The following is a 16,319-nucleotide window of genomic DNA, read 5'->3' on the forward strand; positions in this document are numbered from 1 at the left end:
CGCGTTTACGAATTGTGAAAGGGCGATTTTAACGCAGTGCAGCATCTCGAGCCGCAACGATCCCTGATGCATCGCCGTTGCGCCCGCGCGCGGCGTCGGTTTTTGCTAGACTGGCGGCCGTTGATGGTGCGCGGGGCCGCGACCGGATCGACAGTTCGGTGCAACCCGATGGGCGTACACCCGCTCGGGTTGGCTGGGTCACGAAGAGGAGAGCATGAGCGAGAGCGAAAGCGGCAGCGCGGTGGAGCCGCGCGAGATCGAGCTGAAGCTCGACTGTGCCGGACCCGACCTGACGGCACTCGCCGCCCATCCGCGGCTCCAGGGCGCCGCAGCCGTCGAGCCCGAACATCTGGTCACCGCTTACTTCGATACGGCGAAGCGCGATCTCCGGGCGGCCGGCCTGACCCTGCGCGTCCGCGCGAAGGGCGGCCGCCACATCCAGACCGTGAAGGCCGGGTCCGGCGCTGTCGGATTGTTCGACCGGGCCGAGTGGGAGACCGAGATCGCCGGTGAGGCCCCCGATCCGGCTGCCTGGGCCGGCACGGCGGCCGAACCGGTCCTGCGCGTGGCCGAAGCGCCGCTGGAGCGGCTGTTCTCGACCGTCGTCATGCGCCGGGAAATCCCGGTGACACAGAACGGCTCGCGGATCCTGGTCACCCTCGACGAGGGCCGGGTCGAGAGCCCGGTCGGCGACGCTCCGCTTTGCGAGCTCGAATTGGAGTTGCAGGATGGCGACCCGGCCGACCTGTTCCAGCTCGCGCAGGCCTTGGCCGAAACGGTACCGCTGCGGCTGGGCGTCTACGCCAAGAGCGCCGTGGGCTTCGCGCTAATCGATGGGACCGGCCGCGGCGTGGTCAAGGCCGGGCCGACCGAGCTGCCGAAGGGTGCGACCGCCGGCGCGGTGTTCCGCCGGGTGGCGCGCGCCTGCCTCCGCCACATGCGCCTCAACGAGGACGCGTTCCTCGAAGCCGGACGGCCGCCCGAGGCCCTGCACCAGATGCGCGTGTCCCTGCGCCGTCTCCGCTCGGCGCTGTCGCTGTTCGCCCCGATGCTGGACGGCGACCCCCGGGCAGGCGGCTTCAACGACGAGATCAAGCGTGTCACCGAGCCCTTCGGCTACGCCCGGAACCTCGACGTGTTCCTGGGTCACACCCTGCCGGAGCTGGCCAAGGCACGCCCGGACGAGACCGGGCTCGACGATCTCCGCGCCCGGGCCGAGGCGGAGCGGGAGCGCGCTTACGACGTGGTTCTGGCGACCCTGCAGAGCCCGCAATGGCGCGGCCTGATCATCGATCTCGCCGGATGGATCGAGGCGGGTGCCTGGGCCGCGCAGCCGTCCGCCGCCGAGGACGGGCGCGATTTCGCCGCCCGGGTGCTCGACAGCGCGCGTCTCAGGCTCAAGAAGCGCGGCCGCGGCCTCAAGCGCCTCGACCCGCATACCCGGCACCGTGCGCGGATCGCCGCCAAGAAGCTCCGCTACGGGGCGGAGTTCTTCGCGGGCCTCTATCAGCGGGAGAAGGATCTGCGCCGACAGGCTAAGTTCGGCGACGCGCTGTCGGATCTCCAGGATCATCTCGGCGCGCTCAACGACCTGGAAACGGCGCGGACGATGACCGAAAGCCTGTCGGGGCCGCCCATGCCCGGTTCCGACGATCCGGGGACGCGGGACCTGCTCAAGGCCGCCGCCGAGGCGCGGGCCGATCTCCTCGACGTGAAGCCGTTCTGGCGGTGAACCTCGGCCGCGCCGTATTCCGGAGGCCGGTGGAACGCGCGGATCGGGCAGCCGGCGGCGGGAGGGGCCGCCGCCGGCACGAAGGTCGGGCCTGGGGGGCACCCGAACATCGTCCCGGCGGCGTCGCGACGGAGGCGGATTGCGCTGGGGGGACTTGGTCCGCCTTCCGTCGACCGCGCATCAGCGCAGCTGATGCAAGACTTTGCATGGCGATGTTGCCCAAGCGTGTCTGGTCGCCAGTAAATCCGCAGAAGTTGTAACATCCCCGTGAACGGGCGGCGTGGCCGGCCAATAACCCGCGTCGCGTTGACCGGTCGGGCCATGCCGGCTTCCTTCCGCGCCGTCCTCTGCTATCCCTGCCGCGTCTCCGCCCCCGACCGGCCCCCGGCAAAGTCTTCATGAACGTCCTGCGCGATCTGCTCGGCCAAGTGAGCCGCACCGTCACCGCCTATGTCGGCGACAAGGCGCTGATGCTCGCCGCGGTCTCGGCCGCGGCCAACGTCATCGTGGCCGACGGGGAGGTGGCCGGCCAGGAGTTCGACGCCGCCCTGCACGGGTTGATCGCCGATCCCGTCCTGATGAAGGGCTACGACGCGCTGATGCTCGAGACCGAACTCTACGAGGGGATCGCCCGGGCACGGACCCGCCTCGGGCGGACGGAGAATCTGCGCCACGTGACGGCGGTAGCGGAGCGGCCCGCGAGCCAGCGCGAGAACGTCTTCCTGATCGCCGCCGATGTGGCCGATCAGGACGGGATCAGCAACATCGAGGCGAGCGCCCTCGGCGCGATCGCCGCCGCCCTGCAGGTCGACGGGGTCGAGCTCCTCCGGGCCAATCCGGTGCGGCGGCGCCCGGCCTGATGGCGCCGGTTGGCACCGGCGTTGCTCCGGTGGCGCGCGCTGCCCGATGAGGGACGTGTGGCACGGCGCTCCGCCGTCAGAGGAACCGGCATGGCCGAGACGAACCCGAGCAAGACCCACAATCTGCGCGCGAACAGCGCGCGCCTTTGGGCGACGATCCTGGAGACCGCCGCGTTCGGCGGTACGCCCGCCGGGGGCATCAACCGCCTCACGCTCTCGGCCGAGGATGGACACGTCCGCGACTGGTTCCGGGACGCCTGCGCGGCGGCCGGGCTCGAAGTCTCCGTGGACGCGCTCGGGACGCAATACGCCCTCCGGCCGGGCCGCGACGTGAGCCGGCCGCCGGTCGCCTTCGGCTCGCATCTCGATACCCAGCCCACCGGCGGCAAGTTCGACGGCGTGCTCGGCGTGCTGGCCGGTCTCGAGGTCATGCGCAGCCTCAACGATGCCGGCATCGAGACCGAGGCGCCGCTGATGGTGGTCAACTGGACCAACGAGGAGGGCTCCCGCTTCGCCCCCGCCATGATGGCCTCGGCCGCCTATGCCGGCGACTTCACCACGGACGAGATCCTGGCCAAGCGCGACGCCGCCGGGACCACGGTGGCGGAGGCGCTGGACGCCATCGGCTATCGTGGGGTCGAGGCGGTCGGCACGCGGGAGATCGGCGCCTTCGTGGAGCTGCACATCGAGCAGGGCCCGATCCTGGAAGCCGAGGGCAAGACCATCGGGGTGGTCGAGGGCGGCCAGGGCATCATGTGGTTCGACGGGGTGATCACCGGCTTTGAGAGCCATGCCGGCACCACGCCGATGCCGCGCCGCCGGGACGCGCTGCTGGCGCTGTCGGAGTTCGCGCTGGCCGCCGAGCGGATCGCCCTGGCGCACGCCCCCTCGGCGGTGGCCACGATCGGCGAGGCCAAGATCCTGGCGCCCTCCCGCAACGTCGTGCCCGGGCGGGTCGCCTTCACGGTGGACGTGCGCGACCCGCGCTCGGAGGCCCTCGACGCCATGGAGGCCGCCCTGGGCGAAGCGGCCGAGGCCATCGCCGGCCGCCGGCACCTCGAGATCGCCCTGACGCGGATCTGGCGCAAGGAACCGGTCCCGTTCGACCCCGCCATCGTGGCGGCGATCGACGCGGCCGCCGAGAGCCTCGGCCACGCCCGCCGCCGGATCATCTCGGGGGCCGGCCACGATGCCTGCAACCTCGCCGCCAGGGTGCCGGCCGCGATGATCTTCGTGCCGTGCAAGGACGGGATCAGCCACAACGAATCGGAATCCGCCACCCAGGGCGATTGCGCGGCCGGCGCCGATGTCCTGCTCCAGACCGTGCTTCGTCTGGCCAACGCACCCCGCCCGGATGGACGCGGCCCCTCCGCTGCCGAATGACGGCGGCTCGGTCTGCCGACGCGAGCCAGGAGCCGTCGCGCCCCGACGCGGGATCGCGGCGGCGGTTCGGAAGGCATGGTGGTGTACCGGCGCGGAAAATCCCGTAAGGACCGCACCATGAGCGCGCGATCCCACCGCGACGCCCGGGGCCGGCCCCTCGTCGCGGTCACCGGCATCGGCGTCGTTTCCTCCCTCGGCCAGGGGCAGGCCGAGACCTGGGCCGCCATGGTGGCGGGCCGGTCCGGCATCCACGCCATCGCGCGGTTCCCAACCGAGGGCCTGCGCACGTGCATCGCCGGCACCGTGGATTTCCTCGATACGGAGCCGCTGGTGGCGCCCCTCCTGTCCGAGCGCTTCGCCGCGGCGGCCGCCGAGGAGGCGGTGGCCCAGGCCGGGATCGGCAAAGCCGGCGACTTCCCGGGGGCGCTGTTCATCGCGGTGCCGCCAGTTGAGATGGAATGGCCGCAGCGGCAGGCCCTGGCGGAGGCCGTCGGCGGCGACGGTCCGGTTGATTATGCCGGCCTTCTCCGGGCCGCGGCGACTCGCCGGTTCGATGCCTGGCACGACCTGTTCATCTTCGGCACCGTCGCCGACCGGATCGCAGACCGCTTCGGCACAAAGGGCTCACCGATCTCGCTCTCCACCGCCTGCTCGTCCGGCGCCACCGCCATCCAGCTCGGCGTCGAGGCGATCCGGCGCGGGGAGACCGCGGCGGCGCTCTGCATCGGCACCGACGGCTCGGTGAACCCGGAATCGCTGATCCGGTTCTCGCTGCTCTCGGCGCTCTCCACCCGCAACGACGATCCGGAGGCGGCCTCGAAACCGTTTTCCAAGGACCGGGACGGCTTCGTCATGGGGGAGGGCGCCGCAGCCCTGGTCCTGGAGGACGCCGACGCTGCGAGAGCCCGGGGCGCCACGATCCTCGGCTACGTCCTCGGCTGCGGCGAGAAGGGCGACGGCTTCCATCGCACCCGCTCCAGCCCGGACGGGGCACCTGTCATCGCGGCGATCCGGGCGAGCCTGGAGGATGCCGGACTCGAACCCGACGGGATCGACACGGTCAACGCCCATGGAACCTCGACGCCGGAGAACGACAAGATGGAGGCGTTCGGGCTCGCGGCCGTCTTCGGGGCCCGGGCATCCGCCCTGCCGGTGACCTCGAACAAATCGATGATCGGCCACACGCTCACGGCCGCCGGCGCCATCGAGGCGGCGGTGTCGCTGCTGACCATCCGCCACGGCCGCATCCCGCCGACCATCAACCATCGCGTCCCCGATCCGACCATCGCCCTCGACATCGTCGAGACGGCCCGCGATCTGCCGGTGCGAACGGTGCTGTCGAACGCCTTCGGATTCGGCGGCCAGAACACCTGTCTGGTCCTCGGCGCGGAGCCGGCGTGAGCGGCACGGATCACCACCGCCGCGTCCTCGTCACCGGCGGCGCGTCCGGGATCGGTGCGGCGACCGTCCGAGCCCTGGCTGGCGCGGGCTTCGTGGTCGATTTCACCTATCGGTCCTCGGCTGACGCGGCCCAGGCGCTGCTCGCCGCGTTGCACGCCGACCATCCGGACCGCGCCTTCGCGGCCCACCAACTCGACCTCGCCGACCGGGCCGCCCTCGACGGGTTCTGCGCGGCCGCGGAGGAAACGGCCTATTACGGCCTCGTCCACAATGCCGGCCAATCCAGCGACGCGCTGGCCGCCATGCTCGATCAGGCGCAGGCCGAGGCGGCCATGCAGGTCAACTTCTTCTCGCTGACCCGCATGTCCAAGGCGCTGGTGCGGGCGATGACCCGGGGCCGGTCCGGGCGCATCGTGGCGATCGGCTCCGTCGCCGCCCTGCGGGCGAATGCCGGCAATGCCGCCTACGCCGCCACCAAGGGGGCACTCATCGCCTATTGCCGCACCCTGGCGATCGAAACGGCCCGGCGCGGCGTCACCGTCAACGTCGTCGCGCCCGGCTTCGTCGACACCGCCATGCTGGCGCGCTACGCCGCCCACCGCGACGGCATGGAGCGGCAGATTCCCGCCGGACGGTTCGCCAAGCCCGAGGATGTCGCGGCGCTCGTGGCCTTCCTGATGGGCGAGGGGGCGTCCTACATCACCGGGGCGGTGCTGCCGGTGGATGGCGGCCTGACCGCGATGATGGGCATCCACCGGACGTGACCGGTGACCCACCGAACCGGACGATCCCACCGATGCGCGTCAGCCTCGCCCTCGCCGCCGCCCTGAGCCTCTCGGCGACGCTCGCTTCCGGTCCCGCGTGGGCCGAACCCGAGCCCTACCGCATCTCGGGCCTGCCGCCGGGCGAAGCCCTGAGCATCCGGGCGGAGCCTGATCCCGCCGCCGAGCAGGTCGGTGAGATCCGTGTCCGCGCCCTGGTCTTCGGCTGCACCAACGATACGCCGAGCCGGACCACATGGTGTCGGGTCAAGGCCGGCCGAACCCTAGGTTGGGCGCGGCGGCGCTACCTGGCGCCGGAATAGGCGCCCTCCCGAACACCGGCTCCAAGCTCCGGGGTAAGGTCGCGGAGTCCGTGTTGATCTGCGGCTGGGCGGCGCGTAGCTCTCGGCGGGAGGTGCTTTGATGGCGACGATGATCCTGCGCGACGTGGTGCTCCGGGCGCGGCACGTGGAGGGCGATCCGGATCTGGCGCTGACGATCCGCGCGCTACGGCCGGACCAGCGCCTTGTCCTGCGGATCGACGGCAGGCCCATGCGCTTTCGGAAGGTCCTCGACGGCGACACCGGCCACGCCACCGACGGCGTCGGGCCCGAGCCGGCCGATGCGGAGACCTGGCATGACTTGCAGTCCCGTCGCGGTTCGATGATCACGGTCGAGGCCGAGCGGCCGATGCCCGATCCCTATCTTCTGTCGCTCGGCGCGACGCTGACGGAGTGGAACAGTCCGGACGATGCCGCAGCCTATGACGGCCTATGAGCGGTTCGATGTTTTGACGGCTCTATTTCCGTTCATCGACGTCCCGGTCCGCGAACCGCGACCGGTCATGGTCCTCTCGAACACCGGCTTCAACGATACGAACGGACATGTCGTGACCGCGATGATCACAACGGGCGCCGGCAGCCACTGGCCGAGCGATCACGCGATCGTCGATCTCGCCGCGGCCGGCCTCCGGCACCCCTCGGTGGTCCGCTGTAAAGTGTTCACGCTGCCGAATGGTCAGATCGGTCGCCGGATCGGACATCTGGGCCTGGCGGATCGCACACGACTGGCGGCCCATTTCGCAGCGATCCTACACGCTTGATGCGGCACTGGGCCCTGGCCGATGACGGTACGGCGTCGACTACAAAAAGACGATGATCATGCAAGCCCTCCAGCTCTTCGGCGACCGCGACCTGCGCCTGACCGAGATCGCGGCGCCGCCCGCCCCCGGTCCGGGCGAGGTGCGGATCCGCATCCGTGCCGTGGGGCTCAACTTCATCGATGTCTGGGGTTTTCGCGGGATGGCCTTCGCCAAGCGTAAGCTGCCCCTCGTCGTCGGCGCGGAAGCGTCGGGCGTCATCGAATCGGTGGGGGAGGGCGTCACGGACCTCGCGGCCGGCGATCCGGTCGTGCCCTACGGGGCGATGACCTGCGGTCAGTGCCGGGCCTGCCGCGAGGGCCGGGACAACCTCTGCGAGGATGTCTCCGGCGTGATGGGCTTCCACCGCGACGGGTTCGCCCGGGAGTTGGTGACCCTGCCGGCGCGCCTTGTCGTGCGGGTGCCGGAGGGCGTCAGCGACACCGATGCCGCCTGCGCGGGTATCGCCTTCGGGACCGTCCAGCACATGCTGTTCGACAACGCCAGGCTGGAACCCGGCGAGAGCGTGCTGGTGCATGCCGGCGGCTCGGGGATCGGCACCGGGGCGATCCGCATGGCCAAGGCCATCGGCTGCACCGTCTACACGACGGTCGGCGATGACGAGAAGGGCCGCAAAGCCGCGGAGCTCGGCGCCGACCAAGTCATCAACTACAGAACCGAGCGCTTCGAGGGCGAGGTCCGGCGACTGACCAAGCGCAAGGGCGTCGACGTGGTGTTCGAGCATGTCGGCGCCGACACGTGGAACGGCTCACTGCTGTGCCTCAAGCGCGGCGGGCGTCTGGTGACCTGCGGGTCGACCTCGGGCGTCTCGGCAACGATGAACCTGATGCAGCTCTTCCAGCAGCAATATCGGATCACCGGCTCGTTCGGCTGCGCGCTGGCGAATATCCGCCAGTCCCTCGATAAGATGGAAGCCGGCATCCGGCCGGTCGTGGATACCGTCTATCCCCTCGCGGATTTCGCGCAGGGTCTGGAGCGCCTCGAATCGCGCCGCGTCTTCGGCAAGATCCTCGTCAGCCTGTAGGGCGGCACGCGCGGGCGCGGAGCCTGCGCGTCGGAGCGTGTTTCGCGCTGCGGCAAACCTGGCGTAAACGGTGCCGCACGGGTGTCTTGGGGGGCGGCCCGGATCGAGCCCGGGAAACGAAAGTGCTGCGTCTCGCCCTTCTGCTGAAACGGTCGTACCCGCGCCTCCTGGGCTACGCCACGATACCCCTGATCCGCGCCCTGGTCTGGCTCGCCCGCAGCCTCGGGCCGGCGCGCTCGACCGCGTTGGGCGCCGGGCTGCTGCGCCGGATCGGGCCCCTCTTGCCGGCCCACCGGACCGCCCTGCAGAACCTGCGGGCGGCCTTTCCCGAGATGCCGGAGGCTGAGCGGCGAACAATCGCCCTGGAGGCCTGGGACAATCTCGGGCGGACGGGCGCCGAATACGCCCATCTCGACAGCCTGTTCGATTACGATCCGGCGGCCACGGGCCCATCGCGGACCGAGGTCTCGGGCATCGAGCATTTCTTCGCCCTGCGCGACGACGGCGCGCCGGGCCTGATCTTCTCCGCTCACCTGGCCAACTGGGAATTGCCGGCGATCTGCGCCGCCCGGTTCGGCCTCGATGCCACCGCCGTATTCCGGCCGCCCAACAATCCGGCCGCCGCACGCCTCGTGCAGGAGGTCCGCCGCCGCTCCATGGGCGGCCTGGCCGCATCGAAGCCGGGCGCCGTCTTCGCCATGCGCGACGTGGTGGAGAATGGCGGCCATCTCGGTCAGCTGATCGATCAGCACTTCACCCGCGGCGTCGTGGTGGAGTTCCTCGGCCGGCCCTGCCTCGCCAACCCGCTGCTCGCCAAGCTCGTCCGTCACTACGAGTGCCCCGTCCACGGCGTCCGGGTCGTGCGGTTGCCGGAGGGCCGCTTCCGCCTGGAACTGACGCCGCCGCTCATTCTGCCGCGGGCCGCGGACGGGACCATCGACGTGACCGGCGCCATGCAGGCGATGACCGCCGTGGTCGAGGGCTGGGTGCGTGAGAATCCCGGTCAGTGGCTCTGGATGCACCGCCGGTGGCGACCCGACATGCTGCCCGAACCGCGGATGGCATCGGCGGCGTCCCGCCCGCCGGTCGAGGCTTCTCAAGCCAACGTGATTTCACAGAACGCGGACCAGACGCTCTGATGTCCCCATGAATCCCCGGCACCGCGCCCCGATCCGCGACCGTCGCGCGCTCCGCGCGGCCGTGCTGCTCGGCACCGCCGTGGCTGCCTCCGCGGCGCGGGCCGAGCCGGTTCGCGCGGTCGTGGAACTGTTCACCAGCCAGGGCTGCGGGGCCTGCCGCACGGCCGATCCGGTGCTGCGCGACCTCGCCCGCCAACCCGGGGTGATCGCCCTGACCCTGCCGGTGACCTATTGGGATTACCTCGGCTGGAAGGACACCCTGGCCTCGCGGCCCATCACCGAGCGTCAGCGGGCGTATGCGCGGACGCGCGGCGCCCGGCAGGTCTTCACCCCGCAGGCGGTCATCGATGGCAGCGGCGTGGTGGTGGGCTCCGACAGAGCCGGTCTCGACCGGCTGATGCGCGATGCGTCTCAGCGCGGCGGCCTGCCGGTGCCGGTGCGCGGCGAGATCCGCGGCGACCGGATCCAGGTGGAGATCGGGGCGGCGCCGGACCTCGCGGCCGATCTGCGCGGCGAGGTGTGGCTGGTCCCCGTGCTGCGCAGCCGGGTGATCGCGATCCAGGCCGGCGAGAATGGCGGCCGGACCGCGACCTACGTCAACGTGGTGCGGGGGCTGCAGCATCTCGGTCACTGGACCGGCCAAGCGGTCAGCTTCGACGTGCCCGACACGCAGGCCGCGATCGCCGAAGCCGACAGCTGGGTCGTGCTGCTGCAGGGTGGTGCCGATAATCGGCCCGGCCGCATCTTCGGGGCCGCCAAGGGGCCGGGACTGTAGCGCGTCGTCCCGAAACGGAGGCCCCGGCCATCGACCTATTTCAGGCTGATCGGATCGATCAGCCGCCGGCCCTGCTGCCTGTGCCGTTCCTTGGATTGGCGAGCGAGTTCCCCGAGTCCGGCCTCGAGGCGATCGGATTGGCGGCCGACGAAGCCGATCATGGCGTCGATCGCTCGGCTTAACAGGGCCACGGTCCCGATGAGGGCCGCCACGATCAAGCTCTCGAGACCGCGTCCGATCCGGTGGACGATGCGCATAGGATGTTTTCCGGTTTCTGCAGCGCACAACGCGCCTTCGTGAGGCCCAGTTAGCGGCGTCGGGCAGGCACGGGATGGGGCCAAAAGCGGCACGGTGCCGAGGGCCCGGCGCGGAACCATTTCGAGACGGGCGGGCGACGGATCGAACTGGCGGGGCGGCAGGTCCGTTGCCTGGGATGCGGCCGTCCGCCCCCGCGCGCGGCGCCTCCCCTTGAGTGTCGGCCATGCGGCGACGCCAGCTCCTGTCCGGAATGCTCGCGACACTGTCCCTCCCCGGTGGCCGCGCCGCCGCGGCCGACCTGGACGTGGACGTGCTGCTGGCGCTTGCGGTGGACGTGTCCCTGAGCATCAGCGAGGCGCGCTTCGACCTGGAACGGCGCGGCTATGCCGAGGCCTTCGCCGATCCCCGGATCCTGCGGGCCATCGGCGACGGGCCGGCCGGGCGCATCGGCGTCGCCCTGTTCGACTGGGCCGGGCCCGGGGAGCAGCGCGTCGCGGTCGACTGGATGGTGATCGCCTCCGCGCAGGATGCGGGCCTCTTCGCGGCGCGGCTCGCCGCAGCGGAGCGCCCCTTCTACGGCCGGACCGCGATCGGATCGGCCATCGGTTTCGCCGCCGACCTGCTGGCGCGGGCACCGTTCCGGACCGACCGGAAGGTGATCGACGTCTCGGGTGACGGTACCGGCAATGCCGGCCGCTCGATCACGGAGGCCCGGGACGCCGCCGTAACGGCCGGGATCACGGTGAACGGCATCGTGATCCTCACCGATCCGGACGGAATGCCCGGTTTCCTGAAGGAGCACACCAACCCGGCCGGCGGCCTCGCGGCTTATTACCGGAACCTCGTGATCGGCGGCGAGGGGGCGTTCGTGATGACCGCCGAGGGCTTCGAGGCGTTCGGGCGCGCAATCATCGCCAAGCTGATCCGCGAGATCTCGTGACGGGCCCCGCGCCGACGGTGTTTCGATCGGACGACAGGTCCGCTCGGACGTCACCGCCGGTGCTCGCGCGGCACGTCCTTGAGCGCTAGCTTCATCCCGCACGCGCCCGGCGAGGCGCGGCCAGGGAGGTAACGGCATGCGGATCTCGGCCGATAGGCTGTCCGCCTATGTGCGGGACATCTTCGTCCGCGAGGGTTGCGCCGAGGCGGAGGCCGAGCGGATCGGCCGTTTCCTGGTCGCCGCCAACCTCACCGGCCACGACAGCCACGGCGTCGTCCGGGTCACCCGCTACGTGGAGTGGCTGCGCGCGGGCGAAGTCGAGGCGGGCCGGGCCCCTGAGATCGTCAGCGACGCCCCGTGCTTCGCCCTGGTCGACGCGCATTACGGGTTCGGGCAGACCGCCGGGCCCTTCGCCACCGATCTCGGGATCGCCAAGGCGCAGGCGAACGGCGTGGCGATCGTCGCGCTCCGGCATGCCGGGCATCTCGGCCGGATCGGCGAATGGGCGGAGCGCGCCGCCGCGTCGGGGCTGGTCTCGGTCCATTTCGTCAACGTGTCGGGGAGCCTGCTGGTGGCGCCCTTCGGCTCCGTCGAGCGGAGGTTCTCCACGGCCCCCTTCGCGGCCGGCTTCCCGGTGCCGGATTCCGAGCCGGTCATCCTCGATTTCGCCACCTCGGCCGTAGCCGAGGGCAAGGTGCTGGTCGCGTCCCGGGGCGGCAAGCCGCTGCCGGCGGGCGCGCTGATCGAACCGGACGGTCGCCTCAGCGCCGATCCCGCGACGCTGTTCGGCCCCCTCGACGGGGACGCCCGCGACAACCAGCGCGGCACCGGTGCGATCCGCGCCTTCGGCGAGCACAAGGGCTCGGGCCTCGCCCTGATGTGCGAGCTGCTCGCCGGGGCGCTCACCGGTTCCGGCACGGCGGGGCCGGGCCGGCGGCGGATCTGCAACGGCATGCTGTCGATCTACGTGAGGCCCGAAGCCTTCGGGGCCGAGGACGCCCTCGCCACCGAGGCGCGGACCTATCTCGACTTCTTCAAGAGCGCCCGGCCGATGCCGGGCGCCGAGGTGCTGCTGCCCGGCGAGCCGGAGCGCCGCATGCGCGCCCAGCGCCTCGCCGAGGGGGTCCCGTTGCCGGAGCCGGTCTGGGAGACGCTCCTGGCCGCGGGCCGGCCGCACGGGCTCGACGGGGACGCCTACCGTGACTGAGCCGGGTCCGCGGAAGCGGATCTGATCGGACGAGACCGCGGCGACCCCCGGCCAAAACGGGGGCGCCGCTCCAGACGGGGACGCCATCCCCGCGTTTCGGGAGGAGCACGATGCCCCGCTTACGCTGGCTCATGATCGGCCTGTGCATGGCCGCCAACGCGATCAACTACATCGACCGCGCCAACCTCGCGGTCGCGGCCCCCTCCATGGCCAAGGAGCTCGGGCTGAACACCACTGACCTGGGCCTGATCCTGTCGGGCTTCTTCTGGACCTACGCGATCATGCAGCTGCCCTTCGGCTACGTCGCCGACCGGGTCGGGGCACGGCTGTCGCTGGTGGCGGCGGTGGTCTGGTGGTCGGCCTGCACGGCGCTGACCGCCGCCGGCCGGGGCTTCCTGTCGCTGCTCGGCCTGCGCATGCTGCTCGGCGTCGGCGAGGCCGGGGCCTACCCGTCCTTCGCCAAGGTCGCGGCCTCGTGGTTCCCGCGGAGCGAGCGCAGCTTTGCCAGCAGCATCTTCGACAGCGGCTCGCGGGTCGGATCGGCGCTGGCGATCCCCCTGGTCTCCTGGGTGATCGCGACGCTGGGCTGGCGCGAATCGTTCATTGTCACCGGGCTGCTCGGCTTCGTCTGGGCCGTGTTCTGGATGTGGCTCTACCGCGAGCCCGAGAACCACCCCGCCGTCGCGCCGGAGGACCTCGCCCGGCTCCGCGCCGCGCAGGAGCGGCCGAAGGCCGTCGATGCCGCCGAGGCGCAGACTCAGGTGCCGTGGCTGTCCCTGTTCCGGTACCGCACCGTCTGGGGGATGATGGCCGGGTTCTTCTGCCTGAACTTCGTGATCTACTTCTTCATCACGTGGTTCCCGACCTACCTGATCAAGGCCCGGGGCTTCTCGCTGGCGGAACTCGGCACCCTGGGTACTCTGCCGGCCCTCGCCTCGATCCCCGCGGGCTGGCTCGGCGGCTTCGCTTCGGACGCTCTCTATCGCCGGGGCTGGAGCCTCACCGCCGCCCGCAAGACCTGCCTGGTCGGCGGCATGCTGATGTCCTCGGTGATCACGCTGTCGATCATCGCGCCCAACGTCTACGTCGCCCTGCTGTGCTTCGCCGTGGCCTATGGCAGCCTCGCCTTCACGGCCGCGTCGATCTGGGCGCTGCCCGGCGACGTGGCGCCGACGCCGGCCCACGTGGCCTCGATCGGCGGGATCCAGAACTTCGCCTCGAACGTCGCCGGCATCGTGACGACGACCTTCACCGGAATCATGCTCACCGTCACGCAGGGCTCGTTCGCCATCCCGCTGATGGTGGCCGGCGGCTTCTGCCTGCTCGGCGCCTTCATCTACCTGTTCGTGGTCGGCGAGATCGCGCCGCTGCCGGTCCGGGACGCCCGCGCCCCGGCGCTCCGTCCCGAGCCGGCCCGATGAGCGACGCCACCGTGACGCATCCCGAGGAGAGCCCCATGTCCGCTTTTCCCGTCATCGCCCTGCGCCCCGACGACGGCGTCGTCGTCGCCCGGGCCGCGATCGAGCCCGGCACGCCGGTCGCGGACGGCGTGACCGCGGCCGAGCGGATCCCGGCGGGCCACAAGGTGGCGGTGCGCCCGCATCGCAGCGGCGCGCCGGTGCTCAAGTACGGCCAGATCATCGGCTTCGCGAAGGCCGACATCGCCGCCGGACAGCATGTCCACGTCCACAATCTCGGCATGGGCGCATTCGCCCGCGACTACGCGTTCGGGGTTGATGTCCGACCGACGCAGAGCATCACGCCGCAAGCGACCTTCCAGGGCATCCGTCGCCCCGACGGGCGCGTGGCGACCCGCAATTACGTCGGCATCCTGACCTCGGTGAATTGCAGCGCCCACGTGGCGGATCTCATCGCCGACGCGTTCCGGCGGCACCCGATCCTCGGCCTCGATCCGCTCGCCGCCTATCCGAACGTCGACGGCGTCGTGGCGCTGACCCACAAGACCGGCTGCGGCATGGCGATGGGCGAGCCCCTGCGGCTCCTGCGCCGGACGCTCGCCGGCTATGCCCGGCACGTCAACTTCTCGCACATCGTGATGATCGGGCTCGGCTGCGAGGTGAACCAGATCGGTGCCTTCCTGGACGAGCAGGGGCTCGGCGACCGGATCCGCAGCATGAACATCCAGGCGCTGGGCGGCACCCGCAGGACCGTCGAGGCCGGAATCGACTTCGTGAAGGGCATCCTGGCCGAGGCCGACGTGGTCCGCCGCGAACCGGTGCCGGCGGGCGAGCTGATCGTCGCCCTGCAATGCGGCGGTTCGGACGGCTATTCGGGGGTCTCGGCCAATCCCGCGCTCGGGATCGCCAGCGACCTCGTGGTCCGGAACGGCGGCACGGTGATCCTCTCGGAGACCACCGAGACCTATGGGGCGGAGCATCTGTTCACCCGCCGTGCCGTGAGCCCCGAGATCGGCCAGAAGCTCGTCGACCTGATGCGCTGGTGGGAGGACTACACCCGCAAAGAGGGATCGGAGATCGACGCCAACCCGTCGCCCGGCAACAAGGCCGGGGGCCTCACAACGATCCTGGAGAAATCCCTGGGCGCCATGGCCAAGGCCGGGAGCACCAACCTCGTCGACGTCCTGCGCTACGCCGACCCCGTGACCGCCAAGGGCTTCGTGTTCATGGACACGCCCGGCTACGACCCGGTCGCGGCGACCGGGCAGGTGGCGGGCGGCGCGAATCTCGTCTGCTTCACAACCGGCCGCGGCAGCGTGTTCGGCTGCAAGCCGGCCCCCTCGATCAAGATCGCCACGAACTCGGCCATGTATCGCCGGCTGGAGGAGGACATGGACGTGAATTGCGGCACGATCCTCGACGGGGCGGAGAGCGTCGAGCAGGCCGGGCGCCAGATCTTCGAGCAGATCCTGCGCGTCGCGGGCGGCGAGCGGACCAAGAGCGAGCAGTTCGATTTCGGGTCCTCGGAATTCGCCCCCTGGCAGATCGGCGCCACGGTGTGATCCTGTCCAGGGGCCGCAGCGGCGCCTGTCCGAGCACCGGCGCCACCTGTCAGGGCCGAGACCTGGGCCGCCAAGCCCTCAGGCGATGGGCTCGCCGAGTGCCCGGGCCGCCGCCGGCCGCGCGGCGACGCGCGCGTACCATCGCCGCAGCGCCGGGCGCTCGACGCGGTCGGTGGGGAGGTTCAGCCAGCGATGCGCCGCGCAGCCGAGGGCGATATCGGCGATGCCGAACCGGTCCCCGACCACGTAGTCGCGTACCGCGAGATGCGCGTCGAGGATCGCCGCCATGGCCTCGGTCTTGGCGACCGAAGCCGCGATGACGCTGCGGTCGGGCGCCGACGACCGATAGAGTTGCCAGAAGGCGTCGCGCATGGCGGGCGTGAAGCTGGTGGCCTGCCAATCGAGCCACTGCTCGACGTGCGCGCGGGCGCGGGGATCATCCGGCAGCGCGAGGGCCGGACTGATCGCCGCGAGATAGCGGAGGATCGCGTTCGACTCCCAGAGGACGAAGCCGTCCTCCTCCAGCGTCGGGACCAGGCCGTTCGGGTTCAGGGCGCGGTACGCGGGATCAGCGACGATTCCGTAGGCGCCGCCGGCCGCGATTTGCTCGTAGGCCAGTCCGGCCTCGTCGAGCCCCCAGACCGCCTTCTGGACGTTCACCGAGGTGAGCCGTCCCCAGAGCCTGCGCTGCGTCACGCGT

The 16,319-nt window shown here is 71.1% G+C and carries 17 protein-coding genes; 15 read left to right on the forward strand and 2 right to left on the reverse strand.

The window, feature by feature from the left end; translation table 11 throughout:
* Positions 1 to 214: 214 nt before the first annotated feature.
* From AC3IF1_RS10615 to AC3IF1_RS10665, 11 genes are all read left to right on the forward strand, one after another.
* Complete coding sequence (locus AC3IF1_RS10615) at positions 215 to 1,732, forward strand: CYTH and CHAD domain-containing protein (RefSeq protein WP_489217503.1); 1,518 nt, start codon at positions 215 to 217, stop codon at positions 1,730 to 1,732.
* A gap of 398 nt (positions 1,733 to 2,130) precedes the next feature.
* Positions 2,131 to 2,592 (forward strand): tellurite resistance TerB family protein, encoded by a 462-nt coding sequence (locus AC3IF1_RS10620; protein ID WP_489217504.1) that lies wholly within the window; start codon positions 2,131 to 2,133, stop codon positions 2,590 to 2,592.
* A gap of 90 nt (positions 2,593 to 2,682) precedes the next feature.
* Positions 2,683 to 3,975, forward strand: a complete 1,293-nt coding sequence (locus AC3IF1_RS10625) for a Zn-dependent hydrolase (protein WP_489217505.1) — start codon at positions 2,683 to 2,685, stop codon at positions 3,973 to 3,975.
* A 117-nt stretch (positions 3,976 to 4,092) separates the two neighbouring features.
* Positions 4,093 to 5,376: a beta-ketoacyl-ACP synthase gene (locus tag AC3IF1_RS10630; RefSeq protein ID WP_489217506.1), complete on the forward strand. Its 1,284-nt coding sequence runs from the start codon at positions 4,093 to 4,095 to the stop codon at positions 5,374 to 5,376.
* Complete coding sequence (locus tag AC3IF1_RS10635) at positions 5,373 to 6,140, forward strand: SDR family NAD(P)-dependent oxidoreductase (protein WP_489217507.1); 768 nt, start codon at positions 5,373 to 5,375, stop codon at positions 6,138 to 6,140. The genes AC3IF1_RS10630 and AC3IF1_RS10635 overlap by 4 nt, the downstream gene beginning before the upstream one ends.
* Positions 6,141 to 6,172: 32 nt before the next feature.
* The gene (locus tag AC3IF1_RS10640; RefSeq protein WP_243973782.1) at positions 6,173 to 6,460 is read left to right on the forward strand and encodes an SH3 domain-containing protein; all 288 of its coding nucleotides are present in this window, start codon (positions 6,173 to 6,175) and stop codon (positions 6,458 to 6,460) included.
* Positions 6,461 to 6,560: 100 nt separating this feature from the next.
* On the forward strand, positions 6,561 to 6,914 hold the full coding sequence (locus tag AC3IF1_RS10645) for a hypothetical protein (protein ID WP_489217508.1): 354 nt from the start codon (positions 6,561 to 6,563) through the stop codon (positions 6,912 to 6,914).
* Positions 6,901 to 7,239 carry a type II toxin-antitoxin system PemK/MazF family toxin gene (locus AC3IF1_RS10650; protein WP_489217509.1) on the forward strand — a complete coding sequence of 113 codons (339 nt, stop codon included), beginning with the start codon at positions 6,901 to 6,903 and terminating at the stop codon, positions 7,237 to 7,239. Before AC3IF1_RS10645 ends, AC3IF1_RS10650 begins: the two co-directional genes overlap by 14 nt.
* Positions 7,240 to 7,297: 58 nt before the next feature.
* Entirely contained in the window at positions 7,298 to 8,320 is a 1,023-nt protein-coding gene (locus AC3IF1_RS10655) for a zinc-binding dehydrogenase (RefSeq protein ID WP_489220371.1), read from the forward strand.
* 122 nt (positions 8,321 to 8,442) lie between these two features.
* A complete protein-coding gene (locus tag AC3IF1_RS10660) occupies positions 8,443 to 9,459 on the forward strand; it encodes a lipid A biosynthesis lauroyl acyltransferase (RefSeq protein ID WP_489217510.1) in 1,017 nt (338 codons plus the stop codon).
* Between the two features lie 7 nt (positions 9,460 to 9,466).
* Positions 9,467 to 10,234 carry a DUF1223 domain-containing protein gene (locus tag AC3IF1_RS10665; RefSeq protein WP_489217511.1) on the forward strand — a complete coding sequence of 256 codons (768 nt, stop codon included), beginning with the start codon at positions 9,467 to 9,469 and terminating at the stop codon, positions 10,232 to 10,234.
* 35 nt (positions 10,235 to 10,269) lie between these two features.
* Here the strand turns inward: AC3IF1_RS10665 and AC3IF1_RS10670 are convergent, their stop codons facing one another.
* Positions 10,270 to 10,491 carry a hypothetical protein gene (locus tag AC3IF1_RS10670; RefSeq protein WP_489217512.1) on the reverse strand — a complete coding sequence of 74 codons (222 nt, stop codon included), beginning with the start codon at positions 10,489 to 10,491 and terminating at the stop codon, positions 10,270 to 10,272.
* Positions 10,492 to 10,715: 224 nt separating this feature from the next.
* On the opposite strand from AC3IF1_RS10670, the gene AC3IF1_RS10675 reads away from it, so the two are divergent.
* From AC3IF1_RS10675 to AC3IF1_RS10690, 4 genes are all read left to right on the forward strand, one after another.
* Positions 10,716 to 11,432 (forward strand): DUF1194 domain-containing protein, encoded by a 717-nt coding sequence (locus tag AC3IF1_RS10675; RefSeq protein WP_489217513.1) that lies wholly within the window; start codon positions 10,716 to 10,718, stop codon positions 11,430 to 11,432.
* Between the two features lie 136 nt (positions 11,433 to 11,568).
* The gene (locus AC3IF1_RS10680; protein WP_489217514.1) at positions 11,569 to 12,639 is read left to right on the forward strand and encodes a malate/lactate/ureidoglycolate dehydrogenase; all 1,071 of its coding nucleotides are present in this window, start codon (positions 11,569 to 11,571) and stop codon (positions 12,637 to 12,639) included.
* A gap of 110 nt (positions 12,640 to 12,749) precedes the next feature.
* Positions 12,750 to 14,060 (forward strand): MFS transporter, encoded by a 1,311-nt coding sequence (locus tag AC3IF1_RS10685; RefSeq protein WP_243973774.1) that lies wholly within the window; start codon positions 12,750 to 12,752, stop codon positions 14,058 to 14,060.
* A 35-nt stretch (positions 14,061 to 14,095) separates the two neighbouring features.
* Positions 14,096 to 15,619, forward strand: a complete 1,524-nt coding sequence (locus tag AC3IF1_RS10690; protein ID WP_489217515.1) for a UxaA family hydrolase — start codon at positions 14,096 to 14,098, stop codon at positions 15,617 to 15,619.
* Between the two features lie 78 nt (positions 15,620 to 15,697).
* Here AC3IF1_RS10690 and AC3IF1_RS10695 read toward each other — a convergent pair whose 3' ends face one another.
* The gene (locus AC3IF1_RS10695; RefSeq protein ID WP_489217516.1) at positions 15,698 to 16,315 is read right to left on the reverse strand and encodes a glutathione S-transferase family protein; all 618 of its coding nucleotides are present in this window, start codon (positions 16,313 to 16,315) and stop codon (positions 15,698 to 15,700) included.
* Positions 16,316 to 16,319 lie beyond the last annotated feature (4 nt).

The organism is Methylobacterium sp. E-012, from assembly GCF_057836545.1.

Excerpts from the sequence above, each read along its gene's own strand:
- AC3IF1_RS10645 (WP_489217508.1), top strand. The coding sequence starts at position 6,561 with ATGGCGACGATGATCCTGCGCGACGTGGTGCTCCGGGCGCGGCACGTG.
- AC3IF1_RS10680 (WP_489217514.1), top strand. The coding sequence starts at position 11,569 with ATGCGGATCTCGGCCGATAGGCTGTCCGCCTATGTGCGGGACATCTTC.
- AC3IF1_RS10640 (WP_243973782.1), top strand. The coding sequence starts at position 6,173 with ATGCGCGTCAGCCTCGCCCTCGCCGCCGCCCTGAGCCTCTCGGCGACG.
- AC3IF1_RS10665 (WP_489217511.1), top strand. The coding sequence starts at position 9,467 with ATGAATCCCCGGCACCGCGCCCCGATCCGCGACCGTCGCGCGCTCCGC.
- AC3IF1_RS10670 (WP_489217512.1), bottom strand. The coding sequence starts at position 10,491 with ATGCGCATCGTCCACCGGATCGGACGCGGTCTCGAGAGCTTGATCGTG.
- AC3IF1_RS10685 (WP_243973774.1), top strand. The coding sequence starts at position 12,750 with ATGCCCCGCTTACGCTGGCTCATGATCGGCCTGTGCATGGCCGCCAAC.
- AC3IF1_RS10650 (WP_489217509.1), top strand. The coding sequence starts at position 6,901 with ATGACGGCCTATGAGCGGTTCGATGTTTTGACGGCTCTATTTCCGTTC.
- AC3IF1_RS10625 (WP_489217505.1), top strand. The coding sequence starts at position 2,683 with ATGGCCGAGACGAACCCGAGCAAGACCCACAATCTGCGCGCGAACAGC.
- AC3IF1_RS10655 (WP_489220371.1), top strand. The coding sequence starts at position 7,298 with ATGCAAGCCCTCCAGCTCTTCGGCGACCGCGACCTGCGCCTGACCGAG.
- AC3IF1_RS10675 (WP_489217513.1), top strand. The coding sequence starts at position 10,716 with ATGCGGCGACGCCAGCTCCTGTCCGGAATGCTCGCGACACTGTCCCTC.
- AC3IF1_RS10690 (WP_489217515.1), top strand. The coding sequence starts at position 14,096 with ATGTCCGCTTTTCCCGTCATCGCCCTGCGCCCCGACGACGGCGTCGTC.
- AC3IF1_RS10620 (WP_489217504.1), top strand. The coding sequence starts at position 2,131 with ATGAACGTCCTGCGCGATCTGCTCGGCCAAGTGAGCCGCACCGTCACC.
- AC3IF1_RS10630 (WP_489217506.1), top strand. The coding sequence starts at position 4,093 with ATGAGCGCGCGATCCCACCGCGACGCCCGGGGCCGGCCCCTCGTCGCG.
- AC3IF1_RS10615 (WP_489217503.1), top strand. The coding sequence starts at position 215 with ATGAGCGAGAGCGAAAGCGGCAGCGCGGTGGAGCCGCGCGAGATCGAG.